The organism is Serinicoccus kebangsaanensis (genome assembly GCF_008919445.1).
Taxonomy (GTDB): domain Bacteria; phylum Actinomycetota; class Actinomycetes; order Actinomycetales; family Dermatophilaceae; genus Ornithinicoccus; species Ornithinicoccus kebangsaanensis.
In genome coordinates, this window is record NZ_VSLG01000016.1 from 43,354 (window position 1) to 60,439 (window position 17,086).

Sequence of the window (17,086 nt, forward strand, 5' to 3'; positions counted from 1 at the left end):
AGGAGCACGTCATGACCCGACGCATCGTCGTCCTCACCGCCGGCCTCTCCCAGCCGAGCTCCACCCGGCTGCTCGCCGACCGCCTCGCCGACGCCGTGACCGCCCAGATCGGCGCGCGGGGCGAGTCGGCGCAGGTCGAGGTGATCGAGCTGCGCGAGCTGGCCCACGACCTGGCCACCACGATGACCACGGGAGGTATGCCCACGCCCGCCGTCGAGCGCGCGCGGGAGACCGTGGCCGGCGCCGACGCGCTGATCGCGGTGACCCCGGTCTTCGCGGCCAGCTACTCCGGGCTCTTCAAGATGTTCGTGGACGTGCTCGAGCCGGAGTCGATCGCCGGGACGCCGGTGCTGGTCGCCGCGACGGCGGGCACGGCGCGGCACCAGCTCGTCCTCGACCACGCGCTGCGTCCGCTCTTCAGCTACCTGCGGGCGGCGGTCGTGCCGAGCGGCGTCTTCGCAGCCACCGACGACTTCGGCGGGCCGGGATCGGCCGAGCTGGGGCGGCGGATCACCCGGGCCGCGGAGGAGATGGCGGGCGCCGTCGTCTCGGCGGGGGTCGAGGGTTTCGCCCCGGCCGCGGCGCGCCGGCGTGACCGGGCCGAGGAGCCCACCGACTTCGCCGACCTGCTGGCGAGCCTGGGCCAGTAGCGATCCTCGTGCCCACCGAATTCGACCTCTCGATTGTCTGCCATGGCGAGCATTCGAGAGGTCGAATTCGTGCGGGCGGATCCCGTCGCGGGGTCCGCTCAGGTCGGCGGGGCACACTGAGCGCGTGAACGGTCAGCGACGCGGCGGAGGATGCACGAGCGTGCTCAGCGTGCTGCTCGTCCTGGGGCTGGTCATCGGCCTCATGGTCTACCTCTCGCCGACCCTCGACCTGGGCAACGTGCAGCGCACCGTCACGCCGGACCGGATGGACGGCGTGCCCGGTTCCGGCGGCGAGGGCTACACCTTCATGCAGGTGACCGACGACGGGTCACCGATCACCTGGCCCTGTGACGAGGTCATCGAGATCGAGGTGAACCCGCAGGGTGCGCCCGACGGGTATGCCGACCTGGTCGCCGGCGCCGTCGGCCGGCTCAACGAGGTGAGCGGCTTCACGTTCGAGGTGACGGGCGAGACCGATGACCGCGAGTTCCTGGGCCGGGGGCGCGGGCCGGTCCTGCTGGGGTGGGCCGACGAGGCGGAGGTGCCGGAGCTGACCGGTCCGACCGCTGGGCTGGGAGGTGCGGCCTACGTCATCGGGCCCGGGGGAGCGGCCCGCTCGGTGGGCGGCATGGTCGTGCTGGACACCGACCTGCCCGGGTTCTGGCTGGGCGGCCTGGACGAGGAGACGGTGATCCTGCACGAGCTCATCCACGTCCTCGGGCTGGGTCACTCGCAGGATCCGGTGCAGCTCATGGCGGCGGAGAACTCGGGGCAGGACGAGCTCGGCGAGGGGGACCTGGCCGGCCTGGCCGCGCTGGAGGAGGCCACCTGCGGGTGAGGGGCGCTCGACCCCTCGGATTCGACTACGCGAATCGTCGCCATGGCGACGATTCGAGAGGTCGAAATCGCGAGGTCGGCACAGGGAGGTCGACGACGGCCAGGATGCACGAAGCCGCCCCCGGACCAGGTCCGGGGGCGGCTCCGTGTGCGTGTCGGGTCAGCCGCGCAGGTGCTCGATCGGGCGCCAGGAGCGACCGATCTCGAGGATCACGTGGGTGCTGCTGCGGAGAGCCTTGGACAGAGCGGTCATGATGGCCACCTTTCTTCGTGTCGGGGTCTGACAGGTACTACTCTGACACTCTTTTTCTGTTAGCACAAGCGAACATTTCTTACAGATACCTGTAAGATCATGTGTATGTTTTCCCCCGAGCAGCTGGTGAGTCTCAAGGCGGTCGTCGAGGAGGGCACGGTGCTCGCCGCGGCGGACCGGCTCGGCCTCACCGCGTCGGCCGTGAGCCAGCAGCTGACCCGGCTGCAGAAGGAGGCCGGGCAGCCCGTGCTGGTGCGGCGAGGGCGCAACGTCGTCCCCACGGATGCGGCCGAGGTGCTGGTCCAGCTGGCCTCCCAGCTCGAGCAGCTGGACGAGGCCGCCCGGGCCGAGCTGGAGCACCTCACCAGCGACGTGGCCGGGCCGCTGGTGCTCTCCTCCTTCCCGACCGGGATCGTCGGCCTGCTCGCGCCGTCCCTCCCGGTGCTGCGGTCGCTGCACCCGCTGCTGCGGATCACCATGCGGGAGCTGACCCCGGAGGGCTCGCTCGGCGCGCTGCGCCGCGGCGAGGTGGACCTGGCCGTGGTGCACGACTGGACCGACTACCACAAGGCCCTGCCCGGGGGCCTGACTGCCCACGTGCTCGGCCACGACGTGGTGGACCTCATCGCCCCGCACGACCACGACCTGCGGGTCGGCCGCAACGGGGTGGTCGACCTCGGCGACTGCGGCGGCCGCGACTGGGTCGACGACTCGCCGGGCGTCTTCAGCGACTGGCTGCTCACGGCCCTGCACGAGCGCAGCCTGGACTACCGGATCGCCGCCACTGCGGACACCCACCCCAGCAAGATCGCGCTCGTCGCCGCCGGCCTCGGGATCGGGCTGATGCCGCGCCTGGGCCGCCCCGAGCTGCCGGACACGGTGGTGAGCTTCCCGGTCCGGAACCCGCCCACCCGACGCATCATGCTGGTCCACCGCGACTCCAGCGTGCGCCGCCCCGCCGTCGTCTCCGTCATGCGGGAGGTCCGGCGCGTCTGGACCGAGGAGCACGCCTGACCGCCGTGGGTCGACGGGTCAGGAGTCGCGGGGCTGCATCCCGGTCTGCTCCTGGAGCCGGTCGATGTGCTCGGAGGCCTGCGCCTTCGTGAGCCCCTCGGCGGGGATCTGCTCGCCGGCGGCGCTGGCGAGCCGGTCGAGGTAGGACTTCTGCGCCTCGGTGGCCGGGTCGTCGCCGGTCGCCCAGTCCTCCGGGTCGCGCTCGATCTGCTCGTCCGGCGACTGCGGGCTGGGAGCGCCCAGCATCTCCGCGTCGTCCTCCGGCCCGGCGGGCCGGGTCTGGTCGTCCATGGGGTTCGTCATGGCCCGACTGTAGGTCGCGGGTCCGACACCGTCGCGACGAAGACTTACCGGCGGGGTCCGGGCCTGCGGCTGACAGGCATACCCCGCCGGGTGTAGGCATGAGGTCATGGCGACGACGTCCACCGACCAGCCCGCGACCCAGGCCTACCGTGCCGCGCGGGACCAGCTCGTCGAGCTCTACGGCGACCCCGACCGCGCCCGCACCGAGTTCCGCTACCCCGACGTCGGCGAGCGCTTCAACTGGGCGGTCGACTGGTTCGACGCCGTCGCGCGCGGCAACGACGCCCCCGCCCTGGTCGTCGTCGAGGAGGACGGCAGCGAGGCCTCGCTCACCTACGACGAGGTGGCCACCCGCTCGGACCAGGTCGCCGCGATGCTCGCGCACCAGGGGATCGGCAAGGGCGACAGCGTCATGGTCATGCTCGGCAACCAGGTCGAGCTGTGGGACACGATGCTCGGCGTGATGAAGCTCGGCGCGGTCATCATGCCCACGACCACGGCTGCCGGTGCGGCCGACCTGCGCGACCGGCTGGAGCGTGGCGAGGCCCGCGCCGTCGTGGCCAACGCGGCCGACACCGGCAAGTTCGACGACGTCCCGGGCGACTACCTCCGGGTCAGCGTCGGCGAGGTGGACGGGTGGACCGACCTGCGCGCGGCATACCGCGAGCACGTCAACGAGGTCGAGCACCCAGGGACCATGCCGGACGACCGGCTCCTGCTCTACTTCACCTCCGGCACCACCAACAAGCCCAAGCTCGTCGAGCACACCCAGGTCAGCTACCCGGTGGGGCACCTGTCGACGACCTACTGGCTGGGGCTGCGGCCCGGCGACGTGCACCTCAACATCTCCTCCCCGGGCTGGGCCAAGCACGCGTGGAGCTGCTTCTTCGCGCCGTGGATCGCCGAGGCCACGATCCTGGTCTACAACTACGCGCGGTTCGACCCGGCCGCGCTGCTGACGGTGATCCGCAGCCACCGGGTCACGACCTTCTGCGCCCCGCCCACGGTGTGGCGGATGCTCATCAACGCCGACCTGTCCGGCGGCCCGGGGTCGCTGCGCGAGGTCATCGGGGCCGGCGAGCCGCTCAACCCGGAGGTGATCGCGCAGGTGCAGCGGCAGTGGGGGCTGACCCTGCGCGACGGCTACGGCCAGACCGAGACGACCGCCCAGATCGGCAACTGCCCGGGTGGTCGGGTCAAGCCCGGGTCGATGGGTATGCCCCTGCCCGGCGTCCCCACGGTGCTCGTCGACCCGGAGCGGGGCGAGGTCGTCGACGGGGCCGGGGAAGGGGAGATCTGCCTGGACCTCTCGGCGTCGCCGGTGGCGCTGATGACCGGCTACCAGGGCGACGACGGCCGCAACGCCGAGGCGATGGCCGGCGGTTTCTACCACACCGGGGACGTCGCCGAGCGGGACGAGCGCGGCATGATCACCTACGTCGGCCGCACCGACGACGTGTTCAAGGCCAGCGACTACAAGATCAGCCCGTTCGAGCTGGAGTCGGTGCTCATCGAGCACCCGGCCGTCGCCGAGGCCGCCGTCGTCCCGGCGCCCGACGAGGTCCGCCTGGCCGTGCCGAAGGCCTACGTCGCCCTGGTCGACGGCCACCGGCCGGACGCCGACACGGCGAGGTCGATCCTGGCGCACGCCCGCGAGCACCTGCAGCCGTGGCAACGGGTGCGGCGGGTCGAGTTCTACGAGCTGCCGAAGACGATCAGCGGCAAGATCCGCCGGGTCGAGCTGCGCGCCCGCGAGGAGGAGCTGGCGGGGTCGGCCCAGACCCCACCACCGACCGGGCAGACCGAGTGGCGGGACAGCGACTTCCCCGACCTCAGGGGCTGAGCTCCACCGGGCAGTCGCCGAGCGCGAGGGTCGGGTAGGAGTAGCCGTCGACGGGCGTCAGGCTCTGCGGGCCGGCCGCGACCGCCCGGTCCCGACCGAGGTTCCAGCTCAGCGCGTCCTCGGCGAGCTCCTCGTCCGGGGCCCACCCGACCGCGCAGTCGGCGAGGTCGTCGCCGTCCGCCAGGCCCGGGACGGTCTCTCCCTCGAGCCCCGCCCGGATCGTCGGCACCGCGTCGGCGCCGAGGCTCTGCAGATAGGCCAGGTCCAGCTCACCGGTCCGCTCGTAGCGCTCGATGTTGCGCTGCGCGACCCACGCCTCGGGGTTGCCCAGCCCGATGACCAGCAGCATCGCGGCACCGGAGGCGAGCGCCGCCCGCGGCAGCCACCGCCCCCGCATCCGGACGCCCGCGACGAGCACCAGCACGATGAGCAGCCCGAGCCACAGCTCGAAGGCGTCGACCAGGACCCGCAGCACGGTGAACCCGTAGGCCTGCTGGTAGACGTGCATCCGGTACAGCGCCGAGCCGACCACCACGAGGGTGAGCACGCACAGGGCACCGAGCGCCGCGCGCACCAGCAACCGCTCCCGGTCGCTCTCCTGCGGCGCCCGCCTGCTGGCGATCGCCACGGTGACGAGGGTGAGCGCGGTCGCGAGGGTGAGCTGGCCGAAACCCTGGTGCACGGACTCGGCATACGTCATGCCGGTGGTGCGCTGCACATAGTCGTGGCCGCCGAACAGCGCCGCCCCCTGCGCCAGGAGGAAGACCACGAAGGTGGCGATGACCACACCCACGGGCACCAGCCACTCCCAGGTGCGGGTGACCCGGCGGGGCTCCGGGAGCGCGACGAGGTCCACCCGGGGCGGGTTCAGCGCCAGATAGCAGCCGGCGAGCACGATCCCCCCGACGACGAACCAGGTGAAGCTGCGCAGCACCAGCGACTCGGCGATGCTCACGTCGGGCAGCAGGTCGCTCACCCAGGCGCCGACCACCGCGTCGCCGGAGGCGAAGAGGCCGCCGAAGATCACCAGGGCGACGAGGGAGATGGCGGCGGTCCGCAGGACCGGCCAGAGGAGGGTATGCCGTGAGGTCGCCGTGATGGTGCGGCCGAGGAGCGGGAGGCCGCGCAGCCCGCTCGCCACCCAGGAGGCCGCGCCGGCGACCATGGCGGGCAGGCCGCGCGCGCCGGTGAGGGCGGTCGTGACCAGGACGGCCGCGGTGAGCAGGGCCAGGACGGAGAGCCACTCGGCGGCCCGCAGCACCAGCAGGCTGGCCAGCCCCAGGCACAGCACGGTCGACACGACGGTCCACGGGTCGCGCCGTCGGGCGCTGAGGTGCAGCACCAGGGCGCCGCCCAGCAGCAGGACCGCGAGGTAGCTCAGGCCGATGCCGCGGTAGGGCAGCAGGATCGCGGCGGCGGCCCCGACCGCGATCGACGCCCACAGGGCGACCGGGGCGGTGCGCAGACGTGAGGTCGGCTCGGGCCAGAACCGACCGAAGAGGGTGTCGAAGATCGACGGTGTCGGCACCGGGATGGGGTGCGCCGGGGTGGGCGGAGGGCTGGGTTGCGCCGGGGTGGGCGGGGGCGGGGTCTCGGTGGTCATCGCGCTCTCCTGGGCCTGCTTGGGGGTCGGTCGGGGGGCGTCGCCGGAATTCGACTGCTCGTTTGTCTGCCATGGCGGCGTTTCGAGAGGTCGAATTCGTGGGCTGCCGGAATTCGACTGCTGGTTTGTCTGCCATGGCGACGTTTCGAGAGGTCGAATTCGGGCGGTGGCGGGGGAGCGGGGCAGCACGGCGCGGACCACGGCTCCGGCAGCGCTGGTATGCCCCGCGCCGGGGGACGGCGTCGCCAGGCCCTGGTCCTGCGAGCTGGCCTCCGCGTCCTCGACCGCGGCCACCGCGCCGCCGTGCAGCTCGCAGACCCAGCGGACGATGGACAGCCCGAGGCCGGTGCCGCCGCTCGCGTCGTCACCGACGCCGAAGCGGGCGAACAGCTGCTCGCTACGCCCCGGAGGGAAGCCGGGGCCCTCGTCGCCGACCTCCAGGGTCCAGCTCTCCCCGCCGGCGCCGTCGGCGACGACCCGCACGGTCCCGCCCTCCGGGCTGTGCCGGAGCGCGTTGTCGAGCAGGTTGGTGACGACCTGGGCCAGCCGGGCACGGTCGGCCGACACCTCCAGGTCCTCGGGCGAGACGGCCACCTCCACGGACACCCCGCGACCGGCGGCCGCGGACGTGGCCCGGGCCTCGTCGGCGCACCGGGCGAGCAGGTCGCCCACCCGGACCGGCTCCAGGTCCAGGGCCGCGACGCCTGCCTCCACCCGGCTCAGGTCGAGCAGGTCCTGGACCAGCGCGCTCAGCCGCTCCGACTGGTCGAGAGCGGTCTGCAGCGCCCGGTCGTCCGAGCTCACCACGCCGTCGACGAGGTTCTCCAGCAGCGCCCGCTGCGCGGCGAGGGGCGTGCGCAGCTCGTGCGACACCGTGGCCAGCAGCTCGCGCCGCTGCCGGTCCGCGCCCTCCAGCTCCGCGGACATCGTGTTGAAGGCCGAGCCGAGCTGGCCGACCTCGTCGCTCGAGGTCGCCGCGACCCGGATGGAGTAGTCGCCACCGGCCATCCGCCGGGTGGCGACGGTCATCTGCCGCAGCGGCGAGGTCATTCCGCGGGCCAGCCACTGGGTCACGAAGAGCGCGGCGGCCACCGACACCGGGATGGTCAGCCAGGCCGAGACGCCCGCCCGGTCGCCCACCTCGGAGACCACCACCGCCGCGAGGATGCTGAGGGTGACGAGCACACCGATCTTGACGGTGATCGAGCCGACCTGGTCCAGCGGCTGCTCCGGCGCCGGGCTCATCGGCCGGCCTCCAGGGCATACCCGACGCCGTGCACCGTGCGCACCCGCTCGGCGCCGATCTTGGCGCGCAACGCCTTGACGTGGCTGTCGAGGGTGCGGGTGCCGTGGGCGTCCGCCCAGCCCCACACCTCGGTCATCAGCGCCTCCCGGCCCCGCACCGCGCCCGGCCGCTCCGCCAGCGCGGTGAGCAGGTCGAACTCCAGCGGCGTCAGGTGCACCTCCCGCCCAGCGACGCGGACCCGTCGGGCCGAGGAGTCGATCCGCAGGTCGCCGACGGTGAGCACCGGGAGCCGCGAGTCGGCCAGCTCTGCCGCGCGCTCGACCCGGCGCAGCAGCGCCTGCACCCGTGCGACCACCTCGCGCATGCGGAACGGCTTGGTGACGTAGTCGTCGGCGCCCGCCGCGAGCCCCACGAGGATGTCGGTCTCGTCCGTCTTCGCGGTGAGCATGAGGATCGGGACGGGCCGCTCGGCCTGGAGCCGGCGGCAGACCTCCAGGCCGTCCAGGCCGGGGAGCATGAGGTCCAGGACGACCACGTCGGGGGTGTGCCGGGCCGCCTCGGTGAGGGCTGTGGGCCCGTCGACCGCCCGCACGACCGTGAACCCCTCGGCGGCGAACCGGTCGGTCAGCGCCTGGTTGATCGTCGGGTCGTCCTCGACCACCAGCACCGTGCGCGTCGTCTGCGTCATGGTCTCGAGCGTAGGTCCGTGCAGGTGGAGGGGGTGCTGGACAGATGTGGAGGTTGTGTGAATGTCGGTGGCGGGCTCTAGGTTGTGCGCTGTGAGCACCATCGTCTTCCTCCACGCGCACCCCGACGACGAGGCGAGCGGCACCGGCGGCACCATGCGCCTCGCGGCCGACGCCGGGCACCGGGTGATCTGCGTCTACGCCACCAACGGCGACCACGGCACCGTCCCCACCGACCTGCGCGAGGGCGAGACGGTCGTCGACCGGCGCCGGACCGAGGCCGACGGCTCCGCGGTCGCGCTCGGCACCGCCCGCGTGGCCTGGCTGGGCTACGCCGACTCCGGCATGACCGGGTGGGAGCAGAACAGTCACGAGCAGTCCTTCCACGGGTCCGACACGGACGAGGCGGCGCGGCGGGTCGCGGCGGTCCTCGACGAGGAGGACGCCGACGTGCTCGTGGGCTACGACTGGCACGGGGGTTACGGCCACCCGGACCACGTCAAGGTGCACCACGTGGCCCACCGCGCGGCCGAGCTGGCCGCCCGCCGCCCGCGCGAGCTGGAGGCGACGCTGAACCGCGACCACATGCGGCGCATGTTCGAGGCGGCCAAGGAGGCCGGGATGGCCGAGGAGGACGCCGACTGGGACCCGGACGCTCCGGCCGACGACGGCAACCCCGTCGGCACGCCCGAGGCGGAGCTCCACTGGCACGTCGACGTCCGCCCGGTGCTGGCGGCCAAGCGGGCCGCGCTCTCGGCGCACGCCAGCCAGGAGGACGTCGGCTGGATGCTGGGTATGCCCGAGGAGCAGTTCGCGGCGGCCTTCGGCGACGAGTGGTTCATCGAGCCGGGCCGGGAGCCGGGCCTGACCCACACCCACCCGCTGGCTCCCTAAGGCCACCCCGCCGGACGCCGAGGGTGCAGATCGCCGGCCCCGGACCGGCGGCATACCCTCGAGCCATGAGTGAGGCACCAGAGCCGATGCCCGAGGCCGACCGGGCGGTCCCCGACGGGGCCGACCTAGGGCGCGCGCGGGGGACCGACTTCCTCCACCTCGACGACCTGCTGGACGACACCGAACGCGAACTCCGGGACGCGGTGCGCGCCTGGTGCGACGCCGAGGTGGTGCCGGCGGCGCAGGAGTGGTGGGAGGCGGCCCGCTTCCCGGCCGAGATGGTGCCCGGGTATGCCGCGACCCGCGTGGCGGGCGCCTCGATCCAGGGCTACGGCTGCGCCGGGGTCTCCCCCGTGGCGGAGGGGATGCTGTGCGCCGAGCTGGCGCGCGGCGACGGGTCGATCGCGACCTTCAACGCCGTGCACTCCGGGCTGGCGATGACCTCGGTCCACCTGCTCGGCAGCGAGGAGCAGCGCGAGCGGTGGCTGCCGTCGATGGCGCGGGTCGAGACCGTTGGCGCGGTCGCCCTCACCGAGCCCACGCACGGCTCCGACGTGGTCAGCCTGGAGACGACCGCCCGGCGGGACGGCGACGAGTGGGTCCTGGACGGGGCCAAGCGGTGGATCGGCAACGGGTCGGTCGCCGACCTGGTCGTCGTCTGGGCGCGGGACGAGGCCGGCGACGTCGGCGGCTTCGTGGTCGAGCAGCCGCAGCAGCGCGACGGGTGGGACGCCCAGGTGATCGAGGGCAAGATCAGCAACCGTGGGGTCTGGCAGGCGCACATCCGGCTGGACGGGGTGCGGGTGCCTGCGGACCAGCGGCTGGCGCAGGCCCGCACCTTCGCCGACACCAACAAGGTGCTGGCCAAGTCGCGGCAGACGGTGGCGTGGGAGGCGGTCGGGCACGCGGTCGCGGCCTACGAGGGCGCCCTGACCTATGCGTCGCGGCGGGAGCAGTTCGGCCGGCCGCTGGCGAAGAACCAGCTGATCCAGGACGACCTCGCCCGGATGGTCACCCTCATCACCTCGATGCAGCTGATGTGCACCCGCATGAGCGAGCTCGAGGCGCAGGGCCGCTGCACCATCGAGCACGCCGCGATGGCCAAGCTGCACGCGACGACCGCCGCCCGCGAGGTCGTGGGGATCGCCCGCGACATGCTGGGCGGCAACGGCATCCTGCTCGACCACCACGTCGCGCGCCACTTCGCCGACCTGGAGGCCGTCTACACCTACGAGGGCAGCCGGACGGTGCAGTCGCTGCTCGTCGGCCGCGCGGTGACAGGGGCGAGCGCGTTCCGCTGACCACCGCGCGTCGCTCGTGGTTGCCCCCAGACCCACCGGGCGTCGCGTGTGGTTGTCCTCGGGCCGACCGGGCGTCGCTCGTGGTTGTCCTCGGCCCGACCGGGCGTCGCGTGTGGTTGTTCTCGGGCCGACCGGGCGTCGCTCGTGGTTGTTCTCGGGCTGACCGGGCGTCGCGTGTGGTTGTTATCGGGCCGACCGGGCGTCGCGCGTGGTTGCCCCCAGACCCACCGGGCGTCGCGTGTGGTTGCTCCCAGACCCACCGGGCGTCGCTCGTGGTTGTCCTCGGGCCGACCGGGCGTCGCGTGTGGTTGCTCTCGGGCCGACCGGGCGTCGCGCGTGGTTGCTCTGCGGCCTGGTGACACGTGTCACAGAGGCTGGGCCGCTCGGATGGCTACGCTGACGGGTATGCCCGACCCAGCCGCCCCCGACCCGTCCGCCCAGGGTCCCTCGGACGTGCCGCCCGAGTGGCGACCGGACATACCCGTCCCTGGTCAGCGGCCCGCCCCGCGCGAGGAGCTGCCGCCGCAGTGGCGCGGCAACCACGTCACCCCATCGGCGAGCTCACCAGCGCCGATGCGTGCGCCGACCCAGTCCCTGGGCACCCTGATGGGCGACGTCGTGCGGACGGGGGCGTGGCAGGCCGCCGAGCGGACCACGACGATGCTGCTCGTCGGTGACGTCAAGCTCGACCTGCGTGAGGTGATCCGCCCCGGCGAGACGCTGGAGTTCTCGTCCTTCACCGGCATGGGCGACATCCGGATCGCCGTCCCCGCCGGGACGAGGGTCGAGCTCTCGGGGTTCACCCTGCTCGGCAACCTGCGTCACGACGTGGACCCGCAGGCCCAGACTTCGCCCGAGACCGGCGCCTGCGTGCGGATCAACGCCACAAGCCTGCTCGGCGACGTCTCGGTGCGCACCATGCCGCCGGACGACGGCACGAAGCCGCCGCGCGGCTGGCGCTGGACCCGCAAGCGCTGAGACCCGAGAGCCACCGCGGTGGCTTGGTGCGGCCCTGGCGACCCCTTCCCACCGCGGTGGCTTCGTGCGGCCCTGACGACCCCTTCCCACCGCGGTGGGTATGCCGGCAACCACGAGCGACGCTCGGCGGGCCTGGGGGCAACCACGACCGACGCTCGGTGGGCCTGAGGGCAACCACAGGCGACGCTCGGTGGGGGGAAGGTCAGCCCCGGGGGACGTGCCGGCGGAACCACTCCAGGCTCGCAGCCCAGGGCCCGCGCCGCTCGGCCAGGTCCTCCAGCAGCGGCGTCAGCTCCGCGGAGAAGCTGACCGAGGACTCCAACGGCAGCAGCGAGGGCAGGTTGTCGATCGCGATGACCTCGAGCGGCGCCTGCGCCGTCCCGACCTCGCGCACCGGCTCCTCCCACGTGGTGATCGCGGTGTTGACGGGCAGCAGGTTGTTGTCGGAGGTGACGTCGCAGGTCACGTCGCCGATGGTGCGCAGCCGACGCGGCGCGGGCACGTCGGCCGGACCGACGAAGGGCTCGCGGGGGGTGCTGCTCACGACGCAGTTGACCAGGACGTCGTGGTCCAGCAGTGCGTCCTTGTCCAGCTCGACGGTGTCGGCGCGGTCCCACCGGGTGACCGCGCACCCCGCCAGCTCCAGCGCCTCGACCGCACCACGGCCGGACCGACCCCGGGAGCCGATGACCAGGGCACGCTCCGGCTCCCGGCCCGCGGCGCTCTCCCGCAGCTGCCGGTCGAGGTCGTCCCGCCCCATCGGCGCGACACCGCCGTCGAGTCGACCGCGGTGACGCAGGACGGCGAGGGCGGCGCCGACATATCCCGCCCAGAAGCCGAACGCGACGACCCGCTTGCCGTCGAGCGTGAGGTACTCGACGTCCAGCAGCTCGCCACCGCCGCGGCGGAACCGGTCCAGCGTCTGCCCGGCACCCTCCTGACCCTTGTAGGCGTGGGCGAAGAAGACGTGGGTGTGCGCGAGGTCGGCCGGGTCCTCCGGCAGCTCCTTGATCCCGACCACGACGGCACCCTCGGGCGCGTCGACCCAGGACCCGTACGGAGCCACGGAGCACCCCGCGGCGACGTACTCCTCGAGGTCGACGACCCGGCTCGGGGACTCCTCGACGGTGACGACATACCCGTCCGCGACCAGTCGCTCGGCGTCGGCCGGGACGATCGGGACGCGCTGCTCGCCGGGGCGTGCCTCGGCGCGGATCCACAGGTGCGGTCTGGACATGAGGCCAGCGTATGCGCCCGCGCGGGTTGCCCTTGGGTTAGGTTGAGCCATCACACCGACGTGAAGGGGCAGGAGCATGAGCGGCGACATCGTGCGCGAGCAAGGCGAGTTCGACTACGAGCCGAGCGACCGCGAGCCACCGCGTCCGGCCGGGCGCACCTGGGCCTTCCGGCTCGGCGGGCTGGGCCTGGCGGTCGTGGTCTACCTGCTCCTCGGCGGGGCGGACATGTCTGACGATGCGCGCTTCGTCGCCGCGATCGCGGTGCTCATGGCCGTGTGGTGGATGACCGAGGCGATCCCGCTGGCGGCGACCTCGCTGCTGCCGATCGTGCTGATCCCGCCGCTGACCGGGCTCGGGGTGGCCGACGCCACCGCGCCCTACGCCAACTCGATCGTCTTCCTCTTCCTCGGTGGCTTCCTCATCGCCATCGCGATGCAGAAGTGGAACCTGCACCGGCGGATCGCGCTGCTCACCCTGCGCCGGGTCGGCACGCACCCCCGCCGGATCATCCTCGGGATGATGATCTCGACCGCCTTCCTCTCCATGTGGGTGTCGAACACCGCCACCACGCTGATGATGCTGCCGATCGCCATCTCGGTGCTCGCGCTGGTGGTGGAGAACAGCCAGCAGGCCTCCCGGGCCTCCGCTGGGGACGGCGACGTCGCCCAGGAGGTGTCGTCCGGGCGCGCGGTCAGCGACGTCGTGAGCGACCCGGACGTCCGCATCTTCGGCGTGGCACTCGTGCTGTCGATCGCCTGGGCCGCCTCGATCGGCGGGCTGGGCACCCTGCTCGGCAGCCCGCCCAACGCGATCGTCGCGGGCTACCTTGCGGACGAGGTCGGTGAGGACGTGGGCTTCCTCGCCTGGATGATGCTGGGCGTCCCGATCGTCGTCGTCTTCATCGGGATCGCCTGGTTCCTCATCACCCGGCTGATGTTCCGCTTCAAGCTGGAGGAGATCCCGGGCGGGCGCCAGCTCATCGACAGCGAGATCGACGAGCTCGGCCCGATGAGCCAGGGGGAGAAGGTCGTGCTCGCCGTCTTCTGCGGTGCCGCCTTCCTCTGGATCGTGCCTGGCCTGCTGTCCAACATCCCGGCCCTGGGCGAGTCGCTGCCCTGGCTGGGCGAGCTCGACGACACCGCCATCGCCATCGGCGCCGGCCTGGTGCTCTTCCTCATCCCCGGGGACCGGCAGGGCCGGATGACGCTGGAGTGGGACGACGCGGAGGAGGGCCTGCCCTGGGGCGTGCTGCTCCTCTTCGGTGGTGGGCTCAGCCTGGCCGCGGCCGTGGCGGGCACCGGGCTGGACGAGTGGTTCGGCCAGCAGGTGACCGGCCTGGGGACCCTGCCGATCGTGCTGCTGCTGGCGGCCGTCGTCACCATCGTGCTGTTCCTGACCGAGGTCACCAGCAACACCGCGACCGCGGCGACCTTCATCCCTGTGCTCGGCGGTGTGGCGGTCGGCATCGGGGTGGACCCGATGACCCTGCTCATCCCGGCGGCGCTCGCGGCCACCTGCGCCTTCATGCTCCCGGTCGGCACCCCGCCGAACGCCATCGTCTTCGGCACCGGGGCGGTGAAGATCCAGGAGATGGCCCGTGGTGGAATCGTCCTGAACGTCGTCGGGGTGGTCCTCATCACCCTCTTCACCGTCCTCATCGGGCCGTTCGCCCTGGGGTTGGTGCTCTAGCGGCGACGTCGGGTCTGCGCCACACCACCGGAAGGGGGCAGCATGGCCCCCGCTCCGCGCCGTGGCCGCTCCGCGCTGGTGATGGCGGTCGCCTCGGCCGTCACCACGCTCGGCGCCATCCCGCCCTTCCTGCTGGGGGCGCAGGCGGTGGAGATCCGGGACGACCTGGGCTTCGGCCTGGGTGCCTTCGGGGTGGCGGTCAGCCTGTTCTTCGCGACGGCGGCGGTGGCCACCCTGTCCACCTCCACCGTGGTCGACCGCCTCGGCCGCGGTCGGCTGCTGCTCCTGGCCGGCGGGCTGGTGACCGGCGGCGGGCTGGCGATGAGCCTGCTCGCCTCCGGCTGGTGGTCGTTGATGGCGGTCATGGTGGTGCTCGGCCTGGGCAACGCGGCCTGCCAGGCGACCGCCAACTCGCTGATGGCCCGCACCCTGCCGCCGGGTCGCCGGGGGCTGGGCTTCGGCGTCAAACAGTCCGCCGTGCCGCTGGCGATCATGCTCGGCGGCCTGGCCGTGCCGACCACCGGGGCGCTGTGGGGCTGGCGGTCCACCTTCGTCATCACCGCCGGGCTCGGGGTGTGCGTCATGGTGTCCGCGGTGGGTCTGCTCGTGCGGGGGCGTCGTCGCGGACGGCGTGCGCCCTCGCCCGCCGGACCTGACCTGCTGGAGTCGCCGCCGACGCTCCCGCTGCTGCTCGCGGCGCTCGCGATCACCCTCGCCAGTGCCGCCGCGAACTACGTGGGTGCCTTCGCCGCCTCGTGGGGCTTCGAGGTGGGGCTCAGCCCCGCCCAGACCGGGATCCTCATGGCGCTCGGCTCGGGCGGGTCGATCGCGGTCCGGGTCTTCTCCGGCTGGCGCGCCGACCACCGGCACGGCGCGAACCTCCCGGTCGTCGCCACCCAGATGTGGGTGGGTGCGGTGGGCTGCCTCGGGCTGATGATCGCCGCGCCGTGGGCGGTGTGGGTCTTCGGACTGCTGGCCTTCAGCATCGGGTGGTCCTGGCCCGGCCTGCTGCTGTATGCCGTCGCCCGGCTCGGCAGGGACAACCCAGCACAGGCGTCGGCGGCGATCCAGGCGGGGGCCTTCGCCGGTGGGGCGCTGGGGCCGGCCACCCTCGGTGGCCTCTCGGCCGCGGCCGGCTTCCCGGCCACCTGGGCGGTGGCGGCAGGGTGCTTCGCCGTCGCCGGGATCCTCATCCTGCTGTCCCGTCGGCTGTTCACCGCGGACCTGCTGGCCCGACCGCCCCGGGAGCCGTTCACCTACGCCCGGAGCAAGGTCACCCCTCCGCGCGACGCGTGAGCGGTCCCGGTGGCACGCCGGTGCCGGACGGCCCAGCGACGCACGTGCGTGCCTGAGCCGTTCTCGACGGGCGTGTCGTCGGCCGGTCAGGCCAGTGCCGACGCCATCCGTCGCACCGCCTCGGTCACCAGCTCCTCGCTGGTGCCGATGTTGAGCCGGGCGAAGCCGGCCCCGGTCGCGCCGAAGGCCGGCCCGGGCGAGAGCAGCACCCGGCCACGCTCCAGGAAGGCCTGCGCCGGGTCGTCCCCGAGCCCGAGCTCGCGGCAGTCCAGCCAGGCGAGGTATGACGCGTGGCCGGGGCGGAAGCGCACCTCCGGCAGGTGCTCGTCCAGGAGGGCGGGCAGCGCCTGGGTGCGCGCCTCGATCTCCGTCACCGTGCCGGAGAGCCACTCGCGGCAGTCGGTGTAGGCGGCGACGGCGGCATACTGCCCCAGGATGCTGGGCGCCCAGTCCGTCTCGGACTGCAGCGCGGGCCACCGCCCCTCCACCGCGGTGACACCGAGGGCCAGCTTGAGCCCGGCGACGTTCCACGCCTTCGACGGTGCGTGCAGGGCGATGCCGACCTGGCGCGCGGTGTCGCTCACCGTCAGGAACGGCACGAACGGGCGCGGGCTGCCCGGGTGCACCAGCGGGGCGTGGATCTCGTCCGAGATGACGACGGCGTCGTGCTCGGCGGCCAGCTCGGCGAGGGCGGCCAGCTCCTCCCGGGAGTAGACGTAGCCGAGCGGGTTGTGCGGGCTGCACAGCAGCACCACCCTGGCGCCGCTGGCGAGCGCACCACGCATACCGTCCAGGTCCAGCCGTCCCCCGCCGGCGATGTCCAGCATCGGCACCTCCAGCGGCTCCACCCGCAGGTCGCGCAACCAGGGGTAGAAGGACAGGTACACCGGCGGGTTGAGGATCACCCGGTCGCCGGGCGAGGTCATGGCCCGGATGGTCTCCTTGACGCCCTGACCGACGTCCGCGAAGAGGCGGGTCCGCCCCGGGGTCCCCTGCGTCTCCCAGCCCCAGACGTCGCGCGCGTAGCCGGCGAAGGCGTCGATGACCGGGGTGGGCTCCCCGGCATACCCGAAGTCGCAGCGCTCGATCGCGGTGTGCAGCGCGGCCGAGATCGCCGGTGCGGTCCGGACGTCCATCTCCGCGGTCCAGGCGGGCAGCACGTCCTCGGGCACGCGGCTCCACTTGGCGCTGCGGTGGGTGCGCATCTGCTCCAGGGACAGGTCGAAAGGAGGGGTCATGGACGCAAGCCTGCCCT

At 73.1% G+C, this 17,086-nt stretch carries 14 protein-coding genes; 9 read left to right on the forward strand and 5 right to left on the reverse strand.

All coding sequences use genetic code 11. From position 1 onward, the window contains the following. The first annotated feature begins 11 nt into the window (after positions 1–11). The 3 genes from FXF60_RS14445 (at position 12) to FXF60_RS14455 (ending at position 2,754) form a co-directional block, all read left to right on the forward strand. Positions 12–650: a CE1759 family FMN reductase gene (locus FXF60_RS14445; protein ID WP_151526679.1), complete on the forward strand. Its 639-nt coding sequence runs from the start codon at positions 12–14 to the stop codon at positions 648–650. A gap of 124 nt (positions 651–774) precedes the next feature. Further along, positions 775–1,488, forward strand: a complete 714-nt coding sequence (locus FXF60_RS14450; protein WP_202879650.1) for a matrixin family metalloprotease — start codon at positions 775–777, stop codon at positions 1,486–1,488. A gap of 357 nt (positions 1,489–1,845) precedes the next feature. Further along, positions 1,846–2,754 carry a LysR substrate-binding domain-containing protein gene (locus FXF60_RS14455; RefSeq protein ID WP_192796760.1) on the forward strand — a complete coding sequence of 303 codons (909 nt, stop codon included), beginning with the start codon at positions 1,846–1,848 and terminating at the stop codon, positions 2,752–2,754. An 18-nt stretch (positions 2,755–2,772) separates the two neighbouring features. Here FXF60_RS14455 and FXF60_RS14460 read toward each other — a convergent pair whose 3' ends face one another. Beyond that, complete coding sequence (locus FXF60_RS14460; RefSeq protein WP_151526682.1) at positions 2,773–3,057, reverse strand: DUF3072 domain-containing protein; 285 nt, start codon at positions 3,055–3,057, stop codon at positions 2,773–2,775. Between the two features lie 106 nt (positions 3,058–3,163). Here FXF60_RS14460 and FXF60_RS14465 point away from each other — a divergent pair, with 106 nt between their 5' ends. Beyond that, complete coding sequence (locus FXF60_RS14465) at positions 3,164–4,900, forward strand: AMP-binding protein (protein ID WP_151526683.1); 1,737 nt, start codon at positions 3,164–3,166, stop codon at positions 4,898–4,900. Here the strand turns inward: FXF60_RS14465 and FXF60_RS14470 are convergent. Both FXF60_RS14470 and FXF60_RS14475 read right to left on the reverse strand, forming a co-directional pair. Continuing rightward, on the reverse strand, positions 4,890–7,748 hold the full coding sequence (locus FXF60_RS14470; RefSeq protein WP_151526684.1) for a DUF4153 domain-containing protein: 2,859 nt from the start codon (positions 7,746–7,748) through the stop codon (positions 4,890–4,892). The two genes, FXF60_RS14465 and FXF60_RS14470, sit on opposite strands and share 11 nt — an antisense overlap. Further along, positions 7,745–8,437: a response regulator gene (locus FXF60_RS14475; protein ID WP_151526685.1), complete on the reverse strand. Its 693-nt coding sequence runs from the start codon at positions 8,435–8,437 to the stop codon at positions 7,745–7,747. The genes FXF60_RS14470 and FXF60_RS14475 overlap by 4 nt, the downstream gene beginning before the upstream one ends. 91 nt (positions 8,438–8,528) lie before the next feature. Between FXF60_RS14475 and FXF60_RS14480 the strand changes: the two genes are divergently transcribed. The 3 genes from FXF60_RS14480 to FXF60_RS14490 all read left to right on the forward strand — a co-directional run bounded on the left by FXF60_RS14480 (position 8,529) and on the right by FXF60_RS14490 (position 11,608). Continuing rightward, positions 8,529–9,329: a PIG-L deacetylase family protein gene (locus tag FXF60_RS14480; RefSeq protein WP_151526686.1), complete on the forward strand. Its 801-nt coding sequence runs from the start codon at positions 8,529–8,531 to the stop codon at positions 9,327–9,329. 65 nt (positions 9,330–9,394) lie between these two features. Beyond that, positions 9,395–10,630 (forward strand): acyl-CoA dehydrogenase family protein, encoded by a 1,236-nt coding sequence (locus FXF60_RS14485; RefSeq protein WP_238335874.1) that lies wholly within the window; start codon positions 9,395–9,397, stop codon positions 10,628–10,630. Between the two features lie 405 nt (positions 10,631–11,035). Next, positions 11,036–11,608 (forward strand): LiaF domain-containing protein, encoded by a 573-nt coding sequence (locus tag FXF60_RS14490; protein ID WP_192796761.1) that lies wholly within the window; start codon positions 11,036–11,038, stop codon positions 11,606–11,608. A gap of 202 nt (positions 11,609–11,810) precedes the next feature. On the opposite strand, the gene FXF60_RS14495 is transcribed toward FXF60_RS14490, so the two are convergent. After that, complete coding sequence (locus FXF60_RS14495) at positions 11,811–12,845, reverse strand: saccharopine dehydrogenase (protein ID WP_151526688.1); 1,035 nt, start codon at positions 12,843–12,845, stop codon at positions 11,811–11,813. A gap of 76 nt (positions 12,846–12,921) precedes the next feature. Between FXF60_RS14495 and FXF60_RS14500 the strand changes: the two genes are divergently transcribed. Together FXF60_RS14500 and FXF60_RS14505 are read left to right on the forward strand one after the other, a co-directional pair. Next, positions 12,922–14,535 (forward strand): SLC13 family permease, encoded by a 1,614-nt coding sequence (locus FXF60_RS14500; RefSeq protein ID WP_151526689.1) that lies wholly within the window; start codon positions 12,922–12,924, stop codon positions 14,533–14,535. 42 nt (positions 14,536–14,577) lie between these two features. Continuing rightward, positions 14,578–15,831, forward strand: a complete 1,254-nt coding sequence (locus FXF60_RS14505; protein ID WP_151526690.1) for an MFS transporter — start codon at positions 14,578–14,580, stop codon at positions 15,829–15,831. 86 nt (positions 15,832–15,917) lie between these two features. On the opposite strand, the gene FXF60_RS14510 is transcribed toward FXF60_RS14505, so the two are convergent. Then, a complete protein-coding gene (locus FXF60_RS14510) occupies positions 15,918–17,069 on the reverse strand; it encodes a MalY/PatB family protein (RefSeq protein WP_151526691.1) in 1,152 nt (383 codons plus the stop codon). Positions 17,070–17,086 lie beyond the last annotated feature (17 nt).